This is a genomic window from Micromonospora acroterricola, from assembly GCF_003172955.1.
Classification (GTDB): domain Bacteria; phylum Actinomycetota; class Actinomycetes; order Mycobacteriales; family Micromonosporaceae; genus Micromonospora; species Micromonospora acroterricola.
The window spans coordinates 1-17,851 of record NZ_QGKR01000242.1 but is presented as its reverse complement, the minus strand read 5'-3'; the positions used below and the strand labels follow the sequence as shown (position 1 = coordinate 17,851).

The 17,851-nt window shown below is 74.5% G+C and carries 14 protein-coding genes; 3 read left to right on the top strand and 11 right to left on the bottom strand.

What is annotated here, in order from left to right; genetic code table 11:
- Positions 1–1,269, bottom strand: a 1,269-nt coding sequence (locus DKT68_RS21645) for an aminotransferase class I/II-fold pyridoxal phosphate-dependent enzyme (RefSeq protein WP_109819232.1), incomplete at its 3' end; no start/stop codon positions are given.
- A gap of 34 nt (positions 1,270–1,303) precedes the next feature.
- Here DKT68_RS21645 and DKT68_RS21640 point away from each other — a divergent pair.
- Positions 1,304–2,545 carry a bifunctional pyridoxamine 5'-phosphate oxidase family protein/GNAT family N-acetyltransferase gene (locus DKT68_RS21640; RefSeq protein ID WP_109819231.1) on the top strand — a complete coding sequence of 414 codons (1,242 nt, stop codon included), beginning with the start codon at positions 1,304–1,306 and terminating at the stop codon, positions 2,543–2,545.
- Positions 2,545–3,216, top strand: a complete 672-nt coding sequence (gene leuE, locus DKT68_RS21635; RefSeq protein WP_109819230.1) for a leucine efflux protein LeuE — start codon at positions 2,545–2,547, stop codon at positions 3,214–3,216. The genes DKT68_RS21640 and leuE overlap by 1 nt, the downstream gene beginning before the upstream one ends.
- A 10-nt stretch (positions 3,217–3,226) precedes the next feature.
- On the opposite strand, the gene DKT68_RS21630 is transcribed toward leuE, so the two are convergent.
- The 10 genes from DKT68_RS21630 to DKT68_RS21585 form a co-directional block, all read right to left on the bottom strand.
- Positions 3,227–4,156, bottom strand: a complete 930-nt coding sequence (locus DKT68_RS21630; RefSeq protein ID WP_109819229.1) for a sporulation protein — start codon at positions 4,154–4,156, stop codon at positions 3,227–3,229.
- A 188-nt stretch (positions 4,157–4,344) separates the two neighbouring features.
- Positions 4,345–5,409, bottom strand: coding sequence for a hemolysin family protein (locus DKT68_RS21625; RefSeq protein WP_109819228.1), 1,065 nt, complete (start codon positions 5,407–5,409; stop codon positions 4,345–4,347).
- Positions 5,406–6,770 carry a hemolysin family protein gene (locus DKT68_RS21620; protein WP_109819227.1) on the bottom strand — a complete coding sequence of 455 codons (1,365 nt, stop codon included), beginning with the start codon at positions 6,768–6,770 and terminating at the stop codon, positions 5,406–5,408. The genes DKT68_RS21625 and DKT68_RS21620 overlap by 4 nt, the downstream gene beginning before the upstream one ends.
- A gap of 180 nt (positions 6,771–6,950) precedes the next feature.
- Positions 6,951–7,298, bottom strand: a complete 348-nt coding sequence (mnhG, locus tag DKT68_RS21615) for a monovalent cation/H(+) antiporter subunit G (protein ID WP_109819233.1) — start codon at positions 7,296–7,298, stop codon at positions 6,951–6,953.
- A complete protein-coding gene (locus DKT68_RS21610) occupies positions 7,298–7,561 on the bottom strand; it encodes a monovalent cation/H+ antiporter complex subunit F (RefSeq protein WP_109819226.1) in 264 nt (87 codons plus the stop codon). The genes mnhG and DKT68_RS21610 overlap by 1 nt, the downstream gene beginning before the upstream one ends.
- Positions 7,558–8,172, bottom strand: coding sequence for a Na+/H+ antiporter subunit E (locus tag DKT68_RS21605; RefSeq protein ID WP_109819225.1), 615 nt, complete (start codon positions 8,170–8,172; stop codon positions 7,558–7,560). The genes DKT68_RS21610 and DKT68_RS21605 overlap by 4 nt, the downstream gene beginning before the upstream one ends.
- On the bottom strand, positions 8,169–9,674 hold the full coding sequence (locus DKT68_RS21600; RefSeq protein ID WP_109819224.1) for a Na+/H+ antiporter subunit D: 1,506 nt from the start codon (positions 9,672–9,674) through the stop codon (positions 8,169–8,171). Before DKT68_RS21600 ends, DKT68_RS21605 begins: the two co-directional genes overlap by 4 nt.
- Before the next feature lie 25 nt (positions 9,675–9,699).
- A complete protein-coding gene (locus tag DKT68_RS21595) occupies positions 9,700–10,179 on the bottom strand; it encodes a Na(+)/H(+) antiporter subunit C (protein WP_109819223.1) in 480 nt (159 codons plus the stop codon).
- 55 nt (positions 10,180–10,234) lie between these two features.
- Positions 10,235–13,069, bottom strand: coding sequence for a Na+/H+ antiporter subunit A (locus tag DKT68_RS21590; RefSeq protein ID WP_109819222.1), 2,835 nt, complete (start codon positions 13,067–13,069; stop codon positions 10,235–10,237).
- A 142-nt stretch (positions 13,070–13,211) separates the two neighbouring features.
- Positions 13,212–13,598 (bottom strand): hypothetical protein, encoded by a 387-nt coding sequence (locus DKT68_RS21585; protein WP_109819221.1) that lies wholly within the window; start codon positions 13,596–13,598, stop codon positions 13,212–13,214.
- A 178-nt stretch (positions 13,599–13,776) separates the two neighbouring features.
- Between DKT68_RS21585 and DKT68_RS21580 the strand changes: the two genes are divergently transcribed.
- Positions 13,777–17,851, top strand: a 4,075-nt coding sequence (locus DKT68_RS21580; protein ID WP_109819220.1) for a DEAD/DEAH box helicase, incomplete at its 3' end; no start/stop codon positions are given.

The window sequence follows — 17,851 nt, the reverse complement described above, 5'->3', positions numbered from 1 at the left end:
CTCAAGGGCCAGAGAGCTGACGGTGATGCGGAGGGCGGGTGGGGCGGCGATCCGGTAGAGCGCTCCGGGAGCCACCGACCAGCCGGCGTCGCGCAGCGCGGTGACCGCGCTGGTCTCGTCCGGCACCGGAAGCCAGACGTTGATGCCGCTGCTGCCGTGCGCGGTCATGCCCTGCTCGGCCAGCGCGGCGAGCAGCCCCTCGCGCCGCCGCTCGTAGCTCTCCGCCGCCCGCCCCACCAGCTCGGCCACCGCCGGGTCCGCCCAGAGCGCGAGCACCAGCCGTTGCAGCACCGAGGAGACCCAGCCGGCCCCGACCCGCGTCCTGCCGGCCACCCGGGCCACGGTGGTCTCGTCGCCGGCCAGCACGGCCAGCCGCAGGTCCGGGCCGAAGGGTTTGCTCACCGACCGGACGAAGGCCCAGCTCGCCGTCGCCCCGGCGAGCGGGTGCAGCGGTACGCGGGCCAGCTCCGCGGCGTGGTCGTCCTCGATCAGCAGCAGGTCCCGCCGGCCGGCGAGCAGCGACCGCAGCTCCCCTGCCCGGGCGGCGGAGACGGCCGCGCCGGTCGGGTTCTGCGCCCGGCTGGTGACCACCAGCGCCCGCGCGCCGGCGGCCAGCGCGGCGGCCACCCCCGGCACGAGGGGCCCCTCGTCGTCCAGCGGTACGCCGATCGGGCGCAGCCCCAGCGCGGCGACCAGGTCGAGCAGGTTGGCCCAGCCCGGGTCCTCCACCGCCACCGCGTCGCCGGGGCGCAGGTGGGCGCCGAGCAGCCGTTCGATGCCGTCCAGCGCGCCGCCGGTGAGGGTGAGCTCCCCGGCCGGCACACCGTCGGCGCTCAGCCGGGCGCGGGCCGCGGCGGCCAGCTCGGGCAGCACACCGGCGTCGGAGTAACCGACCGGTGGGCCGGCTTCGGCGGCGAGCGCCGCCAGGTGCGGGCCGAGCGCGGGCAGCAGCCGGGGGTCGGGCTCGCCACGGGACAGGTCACGGGCGCCCGGCAACGGCGCCGGGAGCAGCGCGGAGCGGCGGGCGGCCACCGGCGGGCGGGGGCGGACCCGGGTGCCGTGCCGTCCGGCGGTGGCGAGCAGGCCGCGCTGGCGCAGCTCCTGGTAGGCGCGGGAGACGGTGGCCGGGCTGACGCCCAGCTCGGCGGCGAGCGCCCGGACCGGCGGCAGGGTCGCGCCGGGCGGCAGACCCCCGGTACGGATGCCCGACTCGATGCTGGCCGAAATCGCGACGGCCGTCGCCCCGACGAACTGATAGCGTGCTGACACAAACAGGAGATTGTACTAGAACAACGGGGGCGACATGTATCCACCCACCGCCCGGACCACCGCCAGCCGATCCCGGGACACGATGAGCTACGACCGGGCCGCCGCGCACGCCGTGCTCGACGAGGCGTACCACTGCGCGCTCGGGTTCACCGTCGACGGTGAGCCCCGCGTGCTCCCCACCCTGCACGTACGCATCGGCGACACGCTCTACCTGCACGGCTCCACCGGCAGCCGGCCACTGCTCGCCGCGCGGGGCGACGGGCTGCCCGTCTGCGTCACGGTGACCCTGCTCGACGGGCTCGTCTACGCCCGCTCCCAGTTCCACCACAGCGCCAACTACCGCTCGGTGGTCGCGCTGGGCACCGCCCGGCTGGTCACCGACGAGCGCGAGAAGAGCGCCATGCTCACCGCGCTGGTGGAGAAGGTCGGCGCGGGACGCGGCGCGGACAGCCGCCCGCCCAACCGCCGGGAGCTCGCCGAGACCGCCGTGCTGGCGCTGCCCCTGCGCGAGGTCTCGGTCCGGGCCCGCAGCGGCGGGGTCCGCGAGGACGAGGCCGACCTGCACCTGCCGCACTGGGCCGGCGTGCTGCCGCTGCGGCTCACCGCCGGGCTCCCCGAGCCGGCCGCCGGGGTCGCCGCGCCGCTGCCGTCGTACCTGCGGACGGCCCGCACACCCTGGCACGAACCGGCTGCCATGGTCGGCGAGCACGTCCGGCTGGAGCCGCTGGACCTGGCACACGCCGACGAGCTGCACACCGCCACCGCCGACGCGGAGGTCTGGCGGCACCTCAGCGTCGCGATGCCGACCGAGCCGGCCGGGACCGCCCGGGTCGTCGCCGCCGCGATCGAGGCCCAGCACCGCGGTGAGCGGGTGCCCTGGGTGCAGCGCTGCGCGACGACCGGGGCGGTGGTCGGCACCACGTCCTACTACGAGATCGACCCGGAGCGGCGGTCGGTGGCGATCGGGCACACGTTCCTCGGCCGGCCGTGGTGGCGTACGGGGATCAACACCGAGGCCAAGCTGCTGCTGCTCGGCCGTGCCTTCGACGAGCTGGGCGCGGTGCGGGTGGCATGGCACACCGACATCGGCAACGAACGCTCCCAGGCGGCCATCGAGCGGCTCGGCGCCACCCGGGAGGGCGTGCTGCGGATGCACCGGCTGCGCCCGGACGGGTCCTGGCGGGACACCGTGCAGTACGCGATGACCGTCGACGAGTGGCCGAACGCACAGGTCAGGCTGCGGGAAAGGCTTCACCGCACGGCACCGGCGGCGTGATGATGGCGGGCGTGCTGGGGATCACCGACATCTGGACGTACGTGCTGGGCACCGTGGCCATCATCCTGCTGCCCGGGCCGAACTCGCTCTTCGTGCTCTCCACCGCCGCCAAGCGCGGCGTGGCGGCCGGTTACCGGGCGGCGGGCGGGGTGTTCGTCGGCGACGGGGTGCTGATGTTCCTCTCCGCCGCCGGGGTGGCGTCGCTGCTCAAGGCGTACCCGCCGTTGTTCCTGGTGATCAAGTACGCCGGGGCCGCGTACCTCGGTTATGTCGGGTTGACCATGCTGCGTGGCGCCTGGCGGCGCTGGCGCGACCGCAACGACCCGACCACGCCGCGGCTCATCGACGCCGCGGAGCCGGCGGCGATGCGCAGCCCGTTCCGCAAGGCGCTGGTGATCAGCCTGCTGAACCCGAAGGCGATCCTGTTCTTCATCTCGTTCTTCATCCAGTTCGTCGACCCCGGCTATGCGTGGCCCGCGCTGTCGTTCCTGCTGCTCGGGCTGATCGCCCAGGTGACCAGCGCGATCTACCTGACCGCGTTGATCTTCGCGGGCACCTTCCTGGCCACGCAGTTCCGCCAGCGCCGCCGGCTCGCGGCCAGCGGCACCACCGCCGTCGCCGCGCTCTTCCTCGCCTTCAGCCTCAAGCTCGCCACCGCCAGCGCCGGCTGACCCCGCCCGGTCAGGTGCCGTCGCCGCCGGAACCGCCACCACCGACGCCGGCGCCGCCCGCGGTGCCGCCCAGGCCGAAGCCGGGTCGGACCGGCTCGTCGGGGTGACGGCTGACGTGGGCGGAATGGTTGATCCGGGCGGACCAGTCGGCGTGTGCCGCCGCCGCCGCGTGCCGGTTGATCGCGTCGCGTAGCCAGGCGTCCACGGTCGCGACCCAGTCCCGCCGGTCCGCGTCCTTGTGCCAGATCCGGAACCGGCTGATGCTCTGGTGGGTGATCCCGGCCAGCGCCAGCCGGCGGTCCATCCAGAGAATCGCCTCGAGGCCCGCCGAGTCGGTCACGAAGATGACCTCCATCTCGACGATCGGGCCGGCGTAGAGCGGCCCCACCCAGTAGCCCCACCGCTGGTGCAGCGGCAGGGTGAACTCCACCCCGGGCAGCCCGCCCTCCTGCAACCCGGCCTGACGGATCGTGAAACCCAACGTCTCCAGCGCCGCCAGCACGTGCTGCTGGGTGGGGATCGGGTGCACGAAGACGGGCACCATCGGCCCCTGGTCCAGCTCCGGGTCGACGGAGACCTCGGTCCGCAACCCCATCCGCAGGCTCAGCAGCGGCACCCCGCCGAAGATGGTCACCGGGGTCTCCCACGGCAGCGGCAGCGCGAAGTCGACCGCCCGCCGCCGCCTCGCCGGTACGACGAACCGGCCGGCGATCGGCAGCTGGAGGAACTGCACCAGGCGCCGGGCGGCGGCCGGGTCATCCGGCTCGACCGTGGTCACCAGGCCGAGCCGGATGTGCCGCACCAGGACGTCCTCCGGCCCGGCCGCCAGCGTCACCCGCCCCGGCAGGCGCAGGCCCGGGTGGGTGCTCGGGTTGGGAAGCGTGGTCCGCACCGACAGCCCGGTCCAGCCGGACTCCCGGGACACCCCCGTCAGCCGCACCGCGCGCCCCCTTCCGGGACGGGCCCCCGCTGGCCCGTACCAGCCGCGCCTACCCCGTCGAGGGCACCTCACGCACGCCGCAGTGACCCGGCGCCCGACGACCCGGACGTCCGCGAGGCCACCTCAGATCCCGCGGACCCCGCGCGTGGCCACCTCGACTTTTGCGAAGAGCGACCACCCCTGCGACTTCATCGCAGGCGCCGGCCGCGGGGCACGGTGTCGGTCTCGTCGTCGAACTCGCCGATGACCTCCTCCAGCAGGTCCTCCAGCGCGACGAAGCCGATCGGCCGGGCCGGGCCGCCGCCGTTGCGGACCAGCGCGAGCTGGGACTGCCGGGCCCGCATCGCGGCCACCGCCTCGGTGACCGAGGACGTCGCGGGCAGCGTGAACGCGGACGTCATCAGGTCACCCGCCGTGGCGACCCGACCGGTGGTGACCACCCGCACCGCCTCCCGCACGTGCACGAGACCGCAGACGTCGCCCGCCGCGTCCAGCACCGCCAGCCGGGACCGGCCGCTGTCCCGGCTGACCTGCTCGACCCGCTCCGCCGGGTCGTCCCGGCGAACGGTCACCATGGTGGAGAACGGCTCCATCACCTGCGCCACCGACGTGCCCTGCAACTCCAGCATGCTGGTGAGCAGTTGGTGCTGCTCGGCGCCGAGGAGCCCGTGCTCGCGGGACTGCTCCAGCAGGATCCGCAGCTCGTCCGGGCCGTGCACCTGGGCGAGCTGGTCCTGCTGGTTCACACCGACCAGCCGCAGGATCGCGTTGGCCAACGCGTTGAGCGCGGACAGCACCGGCCGGGCCACCCGCGCGAAGGCGCGGAACGGCAGCGCGAGCAGCGTCGCCGAGCGCTCCGCGTCGGTGATCGCCCAGGACTTCGGCGCCATCTCCCCCACCACCAGGTGCAGGAAGGTGACCAGCCCGAGGGCGAAGACCAGCGCGACCAGGTGGCTGGCCGCGTCCGGCAGCCCCACCGCGTGCAGCAGCGGGCTGAGCAGGTGCTCGATCGCCGGCTCGGCCAGCGCGCCGAGCCCCAGCGTGCACAGCGTGATGCCGAGCTGCGCGCCGGCCAGCATCAGCGACAGCTCGCGGACACCGTCGAGCGCGGCCCGTGCCGCCCGGCCGCCGTTGGCCGCGGCCTGTTCCAGGCGGTACCGCTTGCTCGCCACCAGGGCGAACTCGGCGGCCACGAAGAACCCGTTCAGCGCCAACAGGATCCCCGAGCTGAACAGCGCTATCCCCGGGCTCATGCGGGCACCCGCCGCTCGCCCGGATCGGTCAGCTGCAACCGCACCGAGTCGGCCACGTGCCGGTCCACGGCCAGCACCTCCACCAACGCCCGGGGTTCCGCCTCGCCGTCCTCGGCGTCGGCGCCCTCCGGCAGCAGACTGATCTCCAGCCGGTCGCCGACCTCCGGCACCCGACCCAGCTCCCGCATGACCAGCCCGGAGAGGGTGTCGTACTCCGGCGCCTCGGGCAGCGCGATTCCGGTGCTGTCGGCGACCTCGTCGATCCGCCAGCGGGCCGGCACCACCCAGGACCCGTCGTCCTGCCGCGCGGGCGCCCGCTCCGGCGGGTCGTCCTCGTCCCGGATCGGGCCGACCAGTTCCTCGGCGATGTCCTCCAGGGTGATCACGCCGGCGAAGCCGCCGTACTCGTCCACCACGCAGGCCATCTGCCGGTGCCCGGACCGCAGGCGGTCGAGCACCGTGGGCAACGGCAACGTCTCCGGCACCAGCAGCGGTGGCCCGGCCACCGCGCTCACCGGGGTGGTCGCCCGCTCCCCCGGCGGTACGCCGAGCACGTCGGCGATGCCCACGACGCCGATCAGGTCGTCGACGCCCTCCGCGCCGCGCACCGGGAACCGGGAGTGGCCGGTGTCCAGCAGCTCGACCACCCGGCTCACCGGCTCGTGCGCCCGTACGGTGTGCACGTCGACGCGGGGCACCATGGCCTCGCCGGCGGTCAGCTCGCGGAAATCCAGCCCCCGGTCGAGCAGCGTGGACATCTCCGCGTCCAGGCTGCCCTCCTCGCGGGACTCGGCGATGATCTGTTCCAGGTCGGCCGGGGTGGCGCCGCTGGGCAGCTCCTCGATCGGCTCGATGCCGATCCGGCGGAGCAGCCGCACCGACGCCCGGTCGAAGAGCCGGATCACCGGTCCGGCGACCGTGAGGTAGATCAGGGTGGACCGGCTCAGCCCCCGGGCCAGCGACTCGGCCCGCGCGATGGCCAGGTTCTTCGGGGCCAGCTCACCGAGGACCATCTGGACCACGGTGGCGATGACCAGCGCCAGTGCCACCGACAGCGGCAAACTGACCGCCTCGCTGACACCGGCCACGCCCAGCAGGTCGGCGAGGCCGCCGCCGAGGTACGGCTCGGCGACGTACCCGACCAGCAGCGCGGTGACGGTGATGCCGAGCTGTGCGCCGGACAGCACGAAGGAGAGCCGGCTGGTGACGGTCAGGGCCCGGGCGGCGGCCGCGTCGCCGTCATCGGCGAGCTGGCGGAGCTTGCCCCGGTCCACGGCGACATAGCCGAACTCCTGCGCCACGAAGTAACCGGTGGCGGCGGTGAGCACGATGATCAGAAGGAGACCAACGACGATCAACACGGGTCGCTCAGGGCTCCCGGGGTCGTCGGGACGGGAATATGCCGGGCACGACCCGGCCTGCTACTGCTGCCCTCCTGGGCAGAAGAGTCGATCATCCCGCTATTTTATCGACGCTGGCTGGGACTCCGCTGGGGGTGGGCCGAAGGTGCCGTTCGTCCGGTTCCCGAGCGCGTCGGGACGTCACGTGGACCCCGCCGGCCCGCGATCGGCCAACTCGTCGGCGTCGAGCAGGTCCCGGTCCAGCCGGCCGGACCGGTACGCGGCCCGGCCGATCATCTGCGCGGCGACCGGCGCGGTGGCCAACTGGAAGACCGCCACCAGCAGGATCATGCCGAGGTCCGTCCGCGACCGCAGCCGCAGCGCGATGCCGAGCAGCAGCAGGAGCACCCCGAGCACCTGCGGCTTGGTGGCCGCGTGCATCCGGGACAACGGGTCGGGAAAGCGCAGGACGCCGATCGCGGCGGCCAGGCCGAGCAGCGCGCCGGCGACGAGGCACGCGGCGCCGACCCAGTCGGCGATCGTCGCGATCACACCTGCTCCCGGACGGCGAAGCGGACCAGCGACACCGAGCCGACGAAGCCGAGTAGCGAGAGGACCACCAGCACCGGCAGCGTCGTGGCGTGCCGGTTGATCGCCGCCTCGGCCCCCACCGCGCCGACCATGGTGGCGAGCAGCATGTCCGCGGCGATCACCCGGTCCAGCAGCGACGGGCCGCGGTAGAGCCGGGTCAGCGCGAGCAGCGCCGTCACCGAGAGCAGGGCGGTGAGGACGACGGCCAGGAATGTGATCACGGAAGGGTTCCCTTCTCGACAGGATCGGTCTCGACGAGGCGCAGTTCGGCGTCCGAGCCCACCGCCCGGACGACCCGCCGCTCGACGGCGAGGGTGCGCTCCCGGACGATGGAGAGCTGAGCCGACCCGTGGGTGTCCAGCACGTGCAGGTAGAGCGTCCCGGAATCCCGGTCCACCTCGAGGATCAGCGTCCCGGGCACCAGGGAGACCGCCTCGGCGGTGAGCGCCAGGTTGAGGTCGGTGCGTACCCGCAGCCGGACCCCGATGATCGCCCCGCGCGGCCGGTAGCCGGGCTGAACGGCGATCCGGGCCACGTGCAGGCTCGCGCTGACCAGTTCGACGCCGAACCGGACCGCGAACACCACCAGCGCCCGGACACGCAGCCGACCGGCGAAGGTGACCGCCGGCAGTGGAAAGAACAACAGCACCCCGCCGCCCACCAGCAGGCCGCCGGCCAGATTCGCCCAGCTCACCTCACCCCAGAGCAGGTTCCAGACCACCACCAGCCAGCCGAGCGCCAGAGCCTGGTCCCGCCACCGCCCGAGCCGGCCACGCCGGGGCGCCGCCCGCTCGGCGTCGCCGTCCGGGGCCGCTGGGCGCGGGCCGGTCACGGTGCGCCGCCCGGCAGCACGGCCCGCACGTACGGGGTGCGCGAGCGCAGATCGGCGGCCGCGTCGGCGGTGACGTCGAAGAGCGGACCGGCCAGCACGGTCAACGCGAGCCCGAACGCGACCAGGCCCATGGTGGCCCCGACCATCAGGCTGGGCAGCCGGACGGCGGGCTCCGCCGTGGCCAGCCGGGGCGACCGCCAGAAGGCGATGTTCCACACCCGGGAGGCCACGTACAGGGTGAGCAGGCTGGTCAGCGTGCCGGCCCCGACCAGCACCCAGGGCAGCGGCCCGCCGGCCTCCACCCCGGCCTGGAGCAGGCCGAGCTTGCCGAGGAACCCGGAGAACGGTGGGACGCCGGCGAGGTTCATGGCCGGGACGAAGAACAGCACGCCGAGCAGCGGCGCCACCCGTGCCAGGCCGCCGAGGCGCCGCAAATCGGTGCTGCCGGCCCGCTCCTCGACCAGCCCGGCGACCAGGAACAGCGTGGTCTGGATGGTGATGTGGTGCACCACGTAGAAGATCGCGCCGGAGAGTCCCGCGACCGTGCTCAACGCCACCCCGAAGATCATGTAGCCGATGTGGCTGACCAGGGTGAACGAGAAGAGCCGCTTCATGTCCGACTGGGCCACCGCGCCGAGGATGCCGACCACCATGGTCAGCCCGGCGACGACCATGAGCAGCGCGTCGGCCTGCCCGCCCGGGAAGAGCAGCGTCTCCGTGCGGATGATCGCGTAGACGCCGACCTTGGTCAGCAGCCCCGCGAAGACCGCCGTGACCGGGGCCGGCGCCGTGGGATAGCTGTCCGGCAACCAGGCCGACAGCGGAAAGACCGCCGCCTTGATCGCGAACGCGAGCAGCAGCATCAGTTCCAGGGTCAGCCGGACGCCGCCGGGCAGGTCGTCGAGACGCTGGGCGAGCTGGGCCAGGTTGAGCGTGCCGGTGGCCGCGTACACCAACCCCACCCCGGCCAGAAAGAGCATCGAGGAGAGGATGCTGACCACCACGTACGTCGACCCGGTGCGGATCCGGGTCTCGGTCCCGCCCAGGGTGATCAGCACGAAGCTGGCGGCCAGCAGGATCTCGAAGCCGACGAAGAGGTTGAACAGGTCACCGGCGAGGAACGCGTTGCTGACGCCCGCGCTCAGCACCAGGTACGTCGGGTGGAAAATAACCACCGGCGTGGTCTCGCCCGTCTCGCTGCGGCCCTGGCCGATCGAGTACAGCAGCACGCAGAGGGTGACCGCCGAGGAAACCACCAGCATCAGCGCGGCGAGCTGGTCGGCGACCAGGACGATGCCGACCGGCGCCGGCCAGCCGCCGACCGCCAGCACCACCGGCCCGTGCCGGTACGCCTGCACGAGCAGCAGCAGCGCCACGGTGAGGGTGCCGCCCAGGCAGAGCACGCTGACCAGGCGTTGGATGCGGGGCCGGGCGGCCAGCAGCAGGGTCAGCGCCGCACCGAGCAGCGGCACCACCACCGGCAGCGGAAGCAGCCTGCTCATCGCGGCCCCCGCGACGCCCCGGCCATCACGCCTCGTCCCCGCGCCGCAGCCGCCGCCGGGCGGGCTCGGGATCGACCTGCTCCGGGTCGTCGTCCGGGCCCTCCCCGCCGATGTCGGCGGTGCCCACCTCGTCGCGCTCGGCCCGGCGGATGATCTGCCGGTCCTCAAGGTCGTCGGGCACCTCGTCGTCGCCGGTCAGATACCAGCTCCGGTACGCCACGGCGAGCAGGAACGCGGTCAGCCCGAACGTGATCACGATGGCGGTCAGCACCATGGCCTGCGGCAGCGGATCACTCATCCGGTCGACCGGGCCGGTGCCGACGACCGGCGCCCCACCCGACCTTCCGCCCAGCAGGATCAGCAGGTTCACGCCGTTGCCGATCAGGATCACGCCGAGCAGGATCCGCGTCAGGCTCCGCTCCAGCAGCAGGATCACCCCGCAGCCGACCAGCACCCCGACGGCGAGCACCAGCACCAGCACCGGCTCCGCGCCGCTGGCGGTCACGGCGCTACCACTGTTCGCGACTGCGGGGCTCGCAAACCCGGCTCACTCCTCGCGCTCAAGGCCGGTCACCCTTGTCGACGGCGAGCCCGCCCGTGACGCCCCCGGTCGCCTCGATGTGCCGGTCCACCTCGGCCCCGAGGCTGCGCAGGATGTCCAGCACCAGGCCGATCACGACCAGGTACACGCCGACGTCGAAGAAGAGCGAGGTGACCAGGTGGGTGTCGCCGACCAGCGGTAGCGCCCGGTCGAGCTTGGCGCTCTCCAGCACCGATCCACCGGTCAGCAGCGCCACCACGCCGGTGCCCACCGACACGGCCAGCCCGGCGCCGAGGATCGTGCCGGCGCCGACCGGGGCCGCCTCGGTCAGCTCGTACCGGCCGCCGGCCAGGTAGCGGACCACCAGGGCGAGGCCCGCCACCAGACCGCCGGCGAAACCGCCGCCCGGCGCGTTGTGCCCGGAGAAGAGCAGGAACAGGGAGAACAGCACGACCGTGTGGAAGATCAGCCGGATCACCACCTCCAGCACGATCGAGCGACGCTCCTCGTACAGGGTGGGTCCGCCGCGTAGCCACACCGGCCGGTCGGGTGGGGGCGCTCCGCCGGCCGCCCCCGGCCGGCGCGGCCGTGGACCGGTGCGGGACCGTTCGAAGATCAGGCTGGCCACCCCGGTCGCGGCCACCACCAGCACCGCCAGCTCCCCCATGGTGTCCCAGGCCCGGATGTCGACGAGGGTCACGTTGACGACGTTGCGGCCGTACCCCTGGGCCACCGCCAGGTCCGGGAAGGCGGCCGAGACGTCCGGCGCCCGCCGGGCGTTGGCCGCGACCAGCGCCAACCCCGCGGCCACCGCGCCCACCGCCACCCCGATCGCCCGGCGCCCCCACCGGCTGCGGCGCAACGGGCGGGCTGAGAACCGGTCCGGCAGGCGGCGCAGCACCAGCACGAAGACCGCGATGGTCGCGGTCTCCACCAGGAACTGGGTGAGCGCGAGATCCGGCGCGCCGTGCAGGACGAACAGCATGGCCGTGCCGTAGCCGGTCATCCCCACCAGCAGCATCGCGGTCAACCGGCGGCGGGCGCCGACCGCGAGCACCGCGGCCACCGCGATCACCAGCACGACCACCGGTTGCAGCGGGGTGTCCCAGAGTGGGATCCGGGCCCGCCACGGGCCGACGACGAGCATCGCCCCGCCGGGCAGCAGCACCAGCGCGATGAGGATGATGCCCAGGTACTGCGGCAGCGAGCCGCGCTGGGTCGCCCCGGTGACGTCCATCGCCAGCCGGTCGAACCGACCGATGATCCACTCGTATCCCTGGCTGCCGCTGACCGGCGAGCGGAGCCGGGCCAGCACCGGGGCGAGCGGCCCGCGCAGGGCGAAGAGCAGGGCACCGCCGGCGAGCGCCAGCAGGGACAGGCCGAGCGCCGGGGTCGGCCCGGGCCAGAGCGCCAGGTGCGCGTCGACCTCGCCGAGCAGATCGGCGTACGGGCTCAGCACGTCGTCCAGCACGCTGGCGGCCGGTCCGGCGAGCAGCCCGACGCCGGCCAGCACGGCCGGTGGGACGAGCAGCGCCGCGGCGACGGGGCCCGGCTCGACCGGCGCGACGCCGGGCCGGTCGGCGAACGCCCCCCAGACGAAGCGGGCGCTGTACGCGACGGTGAGCACGGTTCCGGCGACCAGACCGGCGAGGAGCAGGGGCCGGTCGGTGAACGCCGCGAAGACCGCCTCCTTGGCCACGAAGCCGACCAGCGGCGGTACGCCCGCCATCGACGCCGCGGCCAGCACAGCGACCACGAACAGCGGCGGGGACCAGTGCCGCAGCCCGGACAGCTCGCGCAGGTCGCGGGTGCCGGCGGCGTGGTCGATGACGCCGACGACCAGGAACAGCGCCGCCTTGAACAGCGCGTGCGCCAGCAGCATGGCGACGCCGGCCAGGGCGGCGTCCGGGGTGCCGGACCCGGTCACCGCCACGAGCAGGCCGAGCTGGCTCACGGTCCCGTACGCCAGCAGCAGCTTCAGGTCGGTCTGCCGCAGGGCCGCCCACCCGCCGACGAGCATGGTGGCCACACCGGCGACCTGGACCACGGGCCGCCACGGGCCGACCGTGGCGAGCACCGGCGCGAGCAGCCCGACCAGGTAGACGCCGGCCTTGACCATGGCGGCCGCGTGCAGGTACGCGCTGACCGGGGTGGGCGCCGCCATCGCGACCGGCAGCCAGGAGCTGAACGGCAGCACCGCCGACTTGGACAGCGCGCCGGCCAGGATCAGCAGCACGGCGGTGACCAGGTACCCGCCGCCGGGCAGCGGCTGTGCGGCAATCTCGGACCAGCGGTAGGTGTCGGCGTGCTCGCCCAGCAGGATGAACCCGACGAGCATGGCCAGCCCGCCCAGCGTGGTGACGATCAGCGCCTGCGCCGCCGCCCACCGGCTGGACCGCCGTTCGGTGCTGTGCCCGATCAGCAGGTACGAGAAGATCGTGGTCAGCTCCCAGCCGACGTAGAGCAGCAGCAGGTCGTCGGCGAGGACCACGACGAGCATCGCTCCGGCGAAGGCGACGAGGACCGCCGCGAACTGCGCCAGCCCGATCGAGCCGGCGGTGAAGTACCTGGCGCTGTAGATCAGCACCAGCGCGCCGACGCCGCCGACCAGCAGCGTCATCAGCCAGGACAGCGTGGTGAGCCGCAGCGAGATGTCGAGGCCCAGCTGCCGGATCCACGGGTACGTCTCGACGACCGCCCCGCCGTGGCCCACCGCCGGGGTACGCGCCACCGCCCAGCCGAACGCGGCGGCCGGGGCCAGCGCCAGCGGGTAGCACGCGCGCGGACCCCACCACCGGACGAGCAGCGGTGCGGCGAGGGCCGCCACGAGGTGGAGGATGAGCAGTACCAGCACCCGTGCTCCCGGTCGAGGTGGCCGACGCCCGTGCAGCGGTGGCGCCTAGCAGCGATCAGACGCCAGTTCGTCGCCCGTCGGGCCGTTTTGCCGGAATTCGCCCGCGGGCGAGTGGCCGCTGATCGAGACGGGGTGAGGGCCGTCAGCGCAGCAGGGCGTCCCCGACGGGCAGGGCGTCGTCGGGGGCGGGACGGTCGCGGCGCAGCTCGGCCAGCAGGTCGAGGCGGCCGAGCTGGCGGGCGACCTTGTCGACCACCCGCTCCGCGGCGGCCAGCGACCGCACCGAGAGCAGCCGGCCACGGCTCTCCCGGCGCAGTACGAAGTAGTGGACGGCGACGCGGACCTGGCCGCGGTCGGCGGCGCTGGCCTGCGCGGTCGAGACGACCAGCTCCCGCAGGCAGCGGGCGAGGCGTTCGGCGAGCTCCAACTCCGGGCCGTGCAGGCCGCCACGGAGCGTGGCGAGGTGGCTGTCGACCTTGCGGATCAGCACGTCGGTGCCGGGCTCGACATTCCGCTGCTCGCCGGCCATCCGACCCCTCCACCCCGGTTCGCGTTGCGAGTGAAGTTACTTTATGTTGCTCCTCACAAGCAAGCAGTTAAGTGAGACTTAACGCATTAAGCACGCATCCGGCGCTTATCTCTCCCTCTCGGACACATTCCGTCGCCGGCTGTTCGTTGTTGTCGTACCGGCGGGGCACGATGGAGCCGTGACCGGCGCAGACGCAGAGGCGGCCGGGGTGCTCGCCGGCTTCGGCCCGGCCACCCGTGCCTGGTTCGACGCCGCCTTCGCCGCCCCCACGGCCGCCCAGGCCGGCGCCTGGCGCTCGGTCGCCGCCGGCCACAACGCCCTCGTGGTCGCGCCCACCGGCTCCGGCAAGACCCTCGCGGCCTTCCTCTGGTCCCTCGACCGGCTGTCCCGCGAGCCCGCTCCGGCCGAGGCCCGGCAGCGGTGCCGGGTGCTCTACGTCAGCCCGCTCAAGGCGCTCGCCGTCGACGTGGAGCGCAACCTGCGCGCCCCGCTGACCGGCATCCGGCAGGCGGCGACCCGGCTCGGCGTCGCCCCGCCCGACATCACCGTCGGCATGCGCACCGGCGACACCCCGGCCGACGAGCGGCGAGCGTTCACCCGCACCCCACCGGACATCCTCATCACCACCCCCGAGTCGCTGTTCCTGCTGCTCACCTCCGCCGCGCGGGACTCGCTGCGCGGCGTCCAGACGGTGATCGTCGACGAGGTGCACGCGGTGGCCGGCAGCAAGCGCGGCGCCCACCTGGCCCTCTCGCTGGAACGCCTCGACGAGCTGCTGCCCGCACCGGCGCAGCGGATCGGCCTCTCCGCCACCGTCCGGCCGATCGACGCCTGCGCCCGGTTCCTCGGCGGGGCGCGGCCGGTCGACGTCGTACAGCCGGCCACCTCGAAGACCATCGAGGTCAGCGTGCAGGTGCCGGTGGAGGACATGACCCGCCTGGACGAGCAGGAGCAGCCACCGGAGGACGACCTCGGCGGGCCGGGGCCGCGCCGCGCCTCGATCTGGCCGGCCGTGGAGGAGCGCGTCTTCTCGCTGATCGGCCAGCACCGCTCGACCATCGTCTTCACCAACTCCCGGCGCAGCGCCGAACGGCTCTGCGCGCGCCTCAACGAGCTGGCCGCCGAGGAGGTGGCCGCGCGGGCCGACGCGCCGGACGGCGGCCGGACGGCGGACGTACCGGACGAGTGGTCGCCGGGCGGCGACCCGGCGGGTGACGGCGGCGCGCAACGGTGGGGTGGCCCGGCCGGTCCGGTCCGCAACCGACCTCCGGCCGAGGTGATGGCCCAGTCCGGCGCCGCCACCGGCGCGGCGCCGGTGATCGCCCGTGCGCACCACGGCAGCGTGTCCCGCGAGGAGCGCAAGCACATCGAGGAGGCGCTCAAGTCCGGCCAGCTCCCGGCGGTGGTGGCCACCTCCAGCCTGGAGCTGGGCATCGACATGGGCGCGGTCGACCTGGTGGTGCAGATCGAGGCGCCTCCGAGCGTCGCCGCCGGGCTGCAACGGGTTGGCCGGGCGGGGCACCAGGTGGGCGCGGTCTCCCGCGGGGTGGTCTTCCCCAAGCACCGCGGCGACCTGCTCTCCTGCGCGGTGGTCGCCGAGCGGATGACCGACGGGGCGATCGAGGAGCTGCACTACCCGCGCAACCCGCTGGACGTGCTGGCCCAGCAGATCGTGGCGATGGTGGCACTGGAGCCGTGGCGCGTCGGTGACCTGGCGGTGCTGGTCCGCCGGGCCGCACCGTTCGCCGAGCTGCCCGACTCCGCGCTGCACGCCGTCCTGGACATGCTCTCCGGCCGCTACCCCTCCACCGCCTTCGCCGAGCTGCGCCCACGGCTGGTCTGGGACCGGGCGACCGACGTGCTCACCGGCCGCCCCGGCGCACAGCGGCTCGCGGTGACCAGCGGCGGCACCATCCCCGACCGGGGTCTGTTCGGGGTCTTCCTGGCCGGCGCCGAGCGGGCCGCCCGCGTCGGCGAGCTGGACGAGGAGATGGTCTACGAGTCGCGGGTCGGCGACGTCTTCCTGCTCGGCTCCTCCTCCTGGCGCATCGAGGAGATCACCCCCGACCGGGTGCTGGTCTCGCCGGCCCCGGGGCAGGCGGCCCGGATGCCGTTCTGGAAGGGCGACCAGCTGGGCCGGCCGGTCGAGCTGGGCCGGGCCATCGGCGCCCGGGTGCGCACCCTGCTACGGCAGAGCGACGAGGCCGCGCTGGCCGCGCTGCGCGCCGGCGGGCTGGACGACTGGGCCGCCGCCAACCTCATGGCGTACCTGCGCGAGCAGCGGGAGGCCACCCGCTCCCTGCCCGACGACCGCACCATCGTCGTCGAGCGGTTCCGCGACGAGCTGGGCGACTGGCGGCTGGCCGTGCACAGCGTCCTCGGCGCACGGGTCAACGGGCCGTGGGCCCTCGCCGTGGGCCGCCGGCTGGCCGAACGGTACGGGGTGGACGCCCAGGTGATGCCCTCCGACGACGGCATCGTGGTGCGGCTGCCGGACACGGCCGAGGAGCCACCCGGCGCCGACGTGGTGGTCTTCGAGCCCGACGAGATCGCCCAGCTGGTGGAGGAGTCGGTCGGCACGTCCGCGCTCTTCGCCGCCCGTTTCCGGGAGTGCGCCGCCCGGTCGCTGCTGCTGCCCCGCCGCGACCCGCGCCGCCGCCAGCCGCTGTGGCAGCAGCGGCAGCGCGCCGCGCAGCTGCTCGACGTGGCCCGCGAGTACGCCGACTTCCCGGTCACGCTGGAGGCCGCCCGGGAGTGCCTCCAGGACGTCTTCGACCAGCCGGCGCTGGCCGGGCTGATGCGCGACCTGGCCGCCCGCAAGGTGCGACTGGTCGAGGTGGAGACCAGCGCCCCGTCCCCGTTCGCCCGGTCGCTGCTCTTCGGCTACGTCGGGGCGTTCCTCTACGAGGGCGACGCGCCGCTCGCGGAGCGGCGCGCCGCCGCGCTCGCCCTGGACTCGACGCTGCTCGGTGAGCTGCTCGGCCGGGTCGACCTCCGCGAACTGCTGGACCCGACGGTGCTCGCCGAGACCGAGCGGCAACTGCGCTGGCTGACCGACCAGCGCCGCCCGCGCGACGCCGAGGACGTGGTCGAGCTGCTGCGGGTGCTCGGCGACCTGAGCGACGCCGAGCTGATCGAGCGGGGCGTGCCGGAGACCTGGCTGACCGAGTTGGAGGCCGCCCGCCGGGTGCTGCGCGTCCGGATCGCGGGCGAGCAGCGCTGGGTGGGCGTCGAGGACGCCGCCCGGCTGCGCGACGCGCTCGGCGTGGCGCTGCCGGTCGGGGTGGCCGAGGCGTACCTCGCCCCGGTGGCCGACCCGCTCGGCGACCTGGTGGCCCGCTACGCCCGCACCCACGGGCCGTTCGCCGCGGCGAGCTGCGCGGCCCGCTTCGGGCTCGGCGTGTTCGTGGTCGAGCAGGCGCTGCGCCGGCTCGGCGCCACGGGCCGGGTGGTCTCCGGGGAGTTCACCCCGGATTCGGCCGGCGCCGAGTGGTGCGACGCGGAGGTGCTGCGACTGCTGCGCCGCCGCTCGCTCGCGGCGCTGCGCCGGGAGATCGAGCCGGTGCCGCCCCGGGCACTGGCGACGTTCCTGCCCCGCTGGCAGCAGGTCGGCTCGTCCGCCCGGGGTGTGGAGGCGCTGGCCGCCACGGTGGAGCAGTTGCAGGGCGCCGCGGTGCCCGCGTCCGCCCTGGAGCGGCTGGTGCTGCCCGGCCGGGTCGCCGACTACTCCCCCGCCCAGCTCGACGAGCTGTGCGCCAGCGGGGAGGTGGTCTGGGCCGGGTCGGGGGCGATCTCCGGCGGCGACGGTTGGGTCACCCTGGCGTACGCGGACACCGCGCCGCTGTTGCTCGCCCCGCCCGACGAGGCGCTGACCCGGACCCCGCTGCACGAGGCGGTGCTCGACGCGCTCGGCGACGGGCAGGCGCTGTTCTTCCGCCCGCTGGCCGACCGGGTCGGCTCGACCGACGACGCCGCGCTGACCGCGGTGATCTGGGACCTGGTCTGGGCCGGTCACCTCACCAACGACACCCTCGCTCCGCTGCGCGCGGTGCTCGGCGCCGGCGGGGCCCACCGCTCCCGGCCGTCCGCACCGCGCACGCGCTACCGGCGGCCCGGCCGGGTGGCGCTGCCCACCCGGGGCGGCCCGCCGACGGTCGCCGGCCGCTGGTCGCGGCTGCCCGAGCGGGACCTCGACCCGACCCGGCGCGCCGCCGCGCTCGCCGACGTGCTGCTGGAGCGGCACGGGGTGGTGA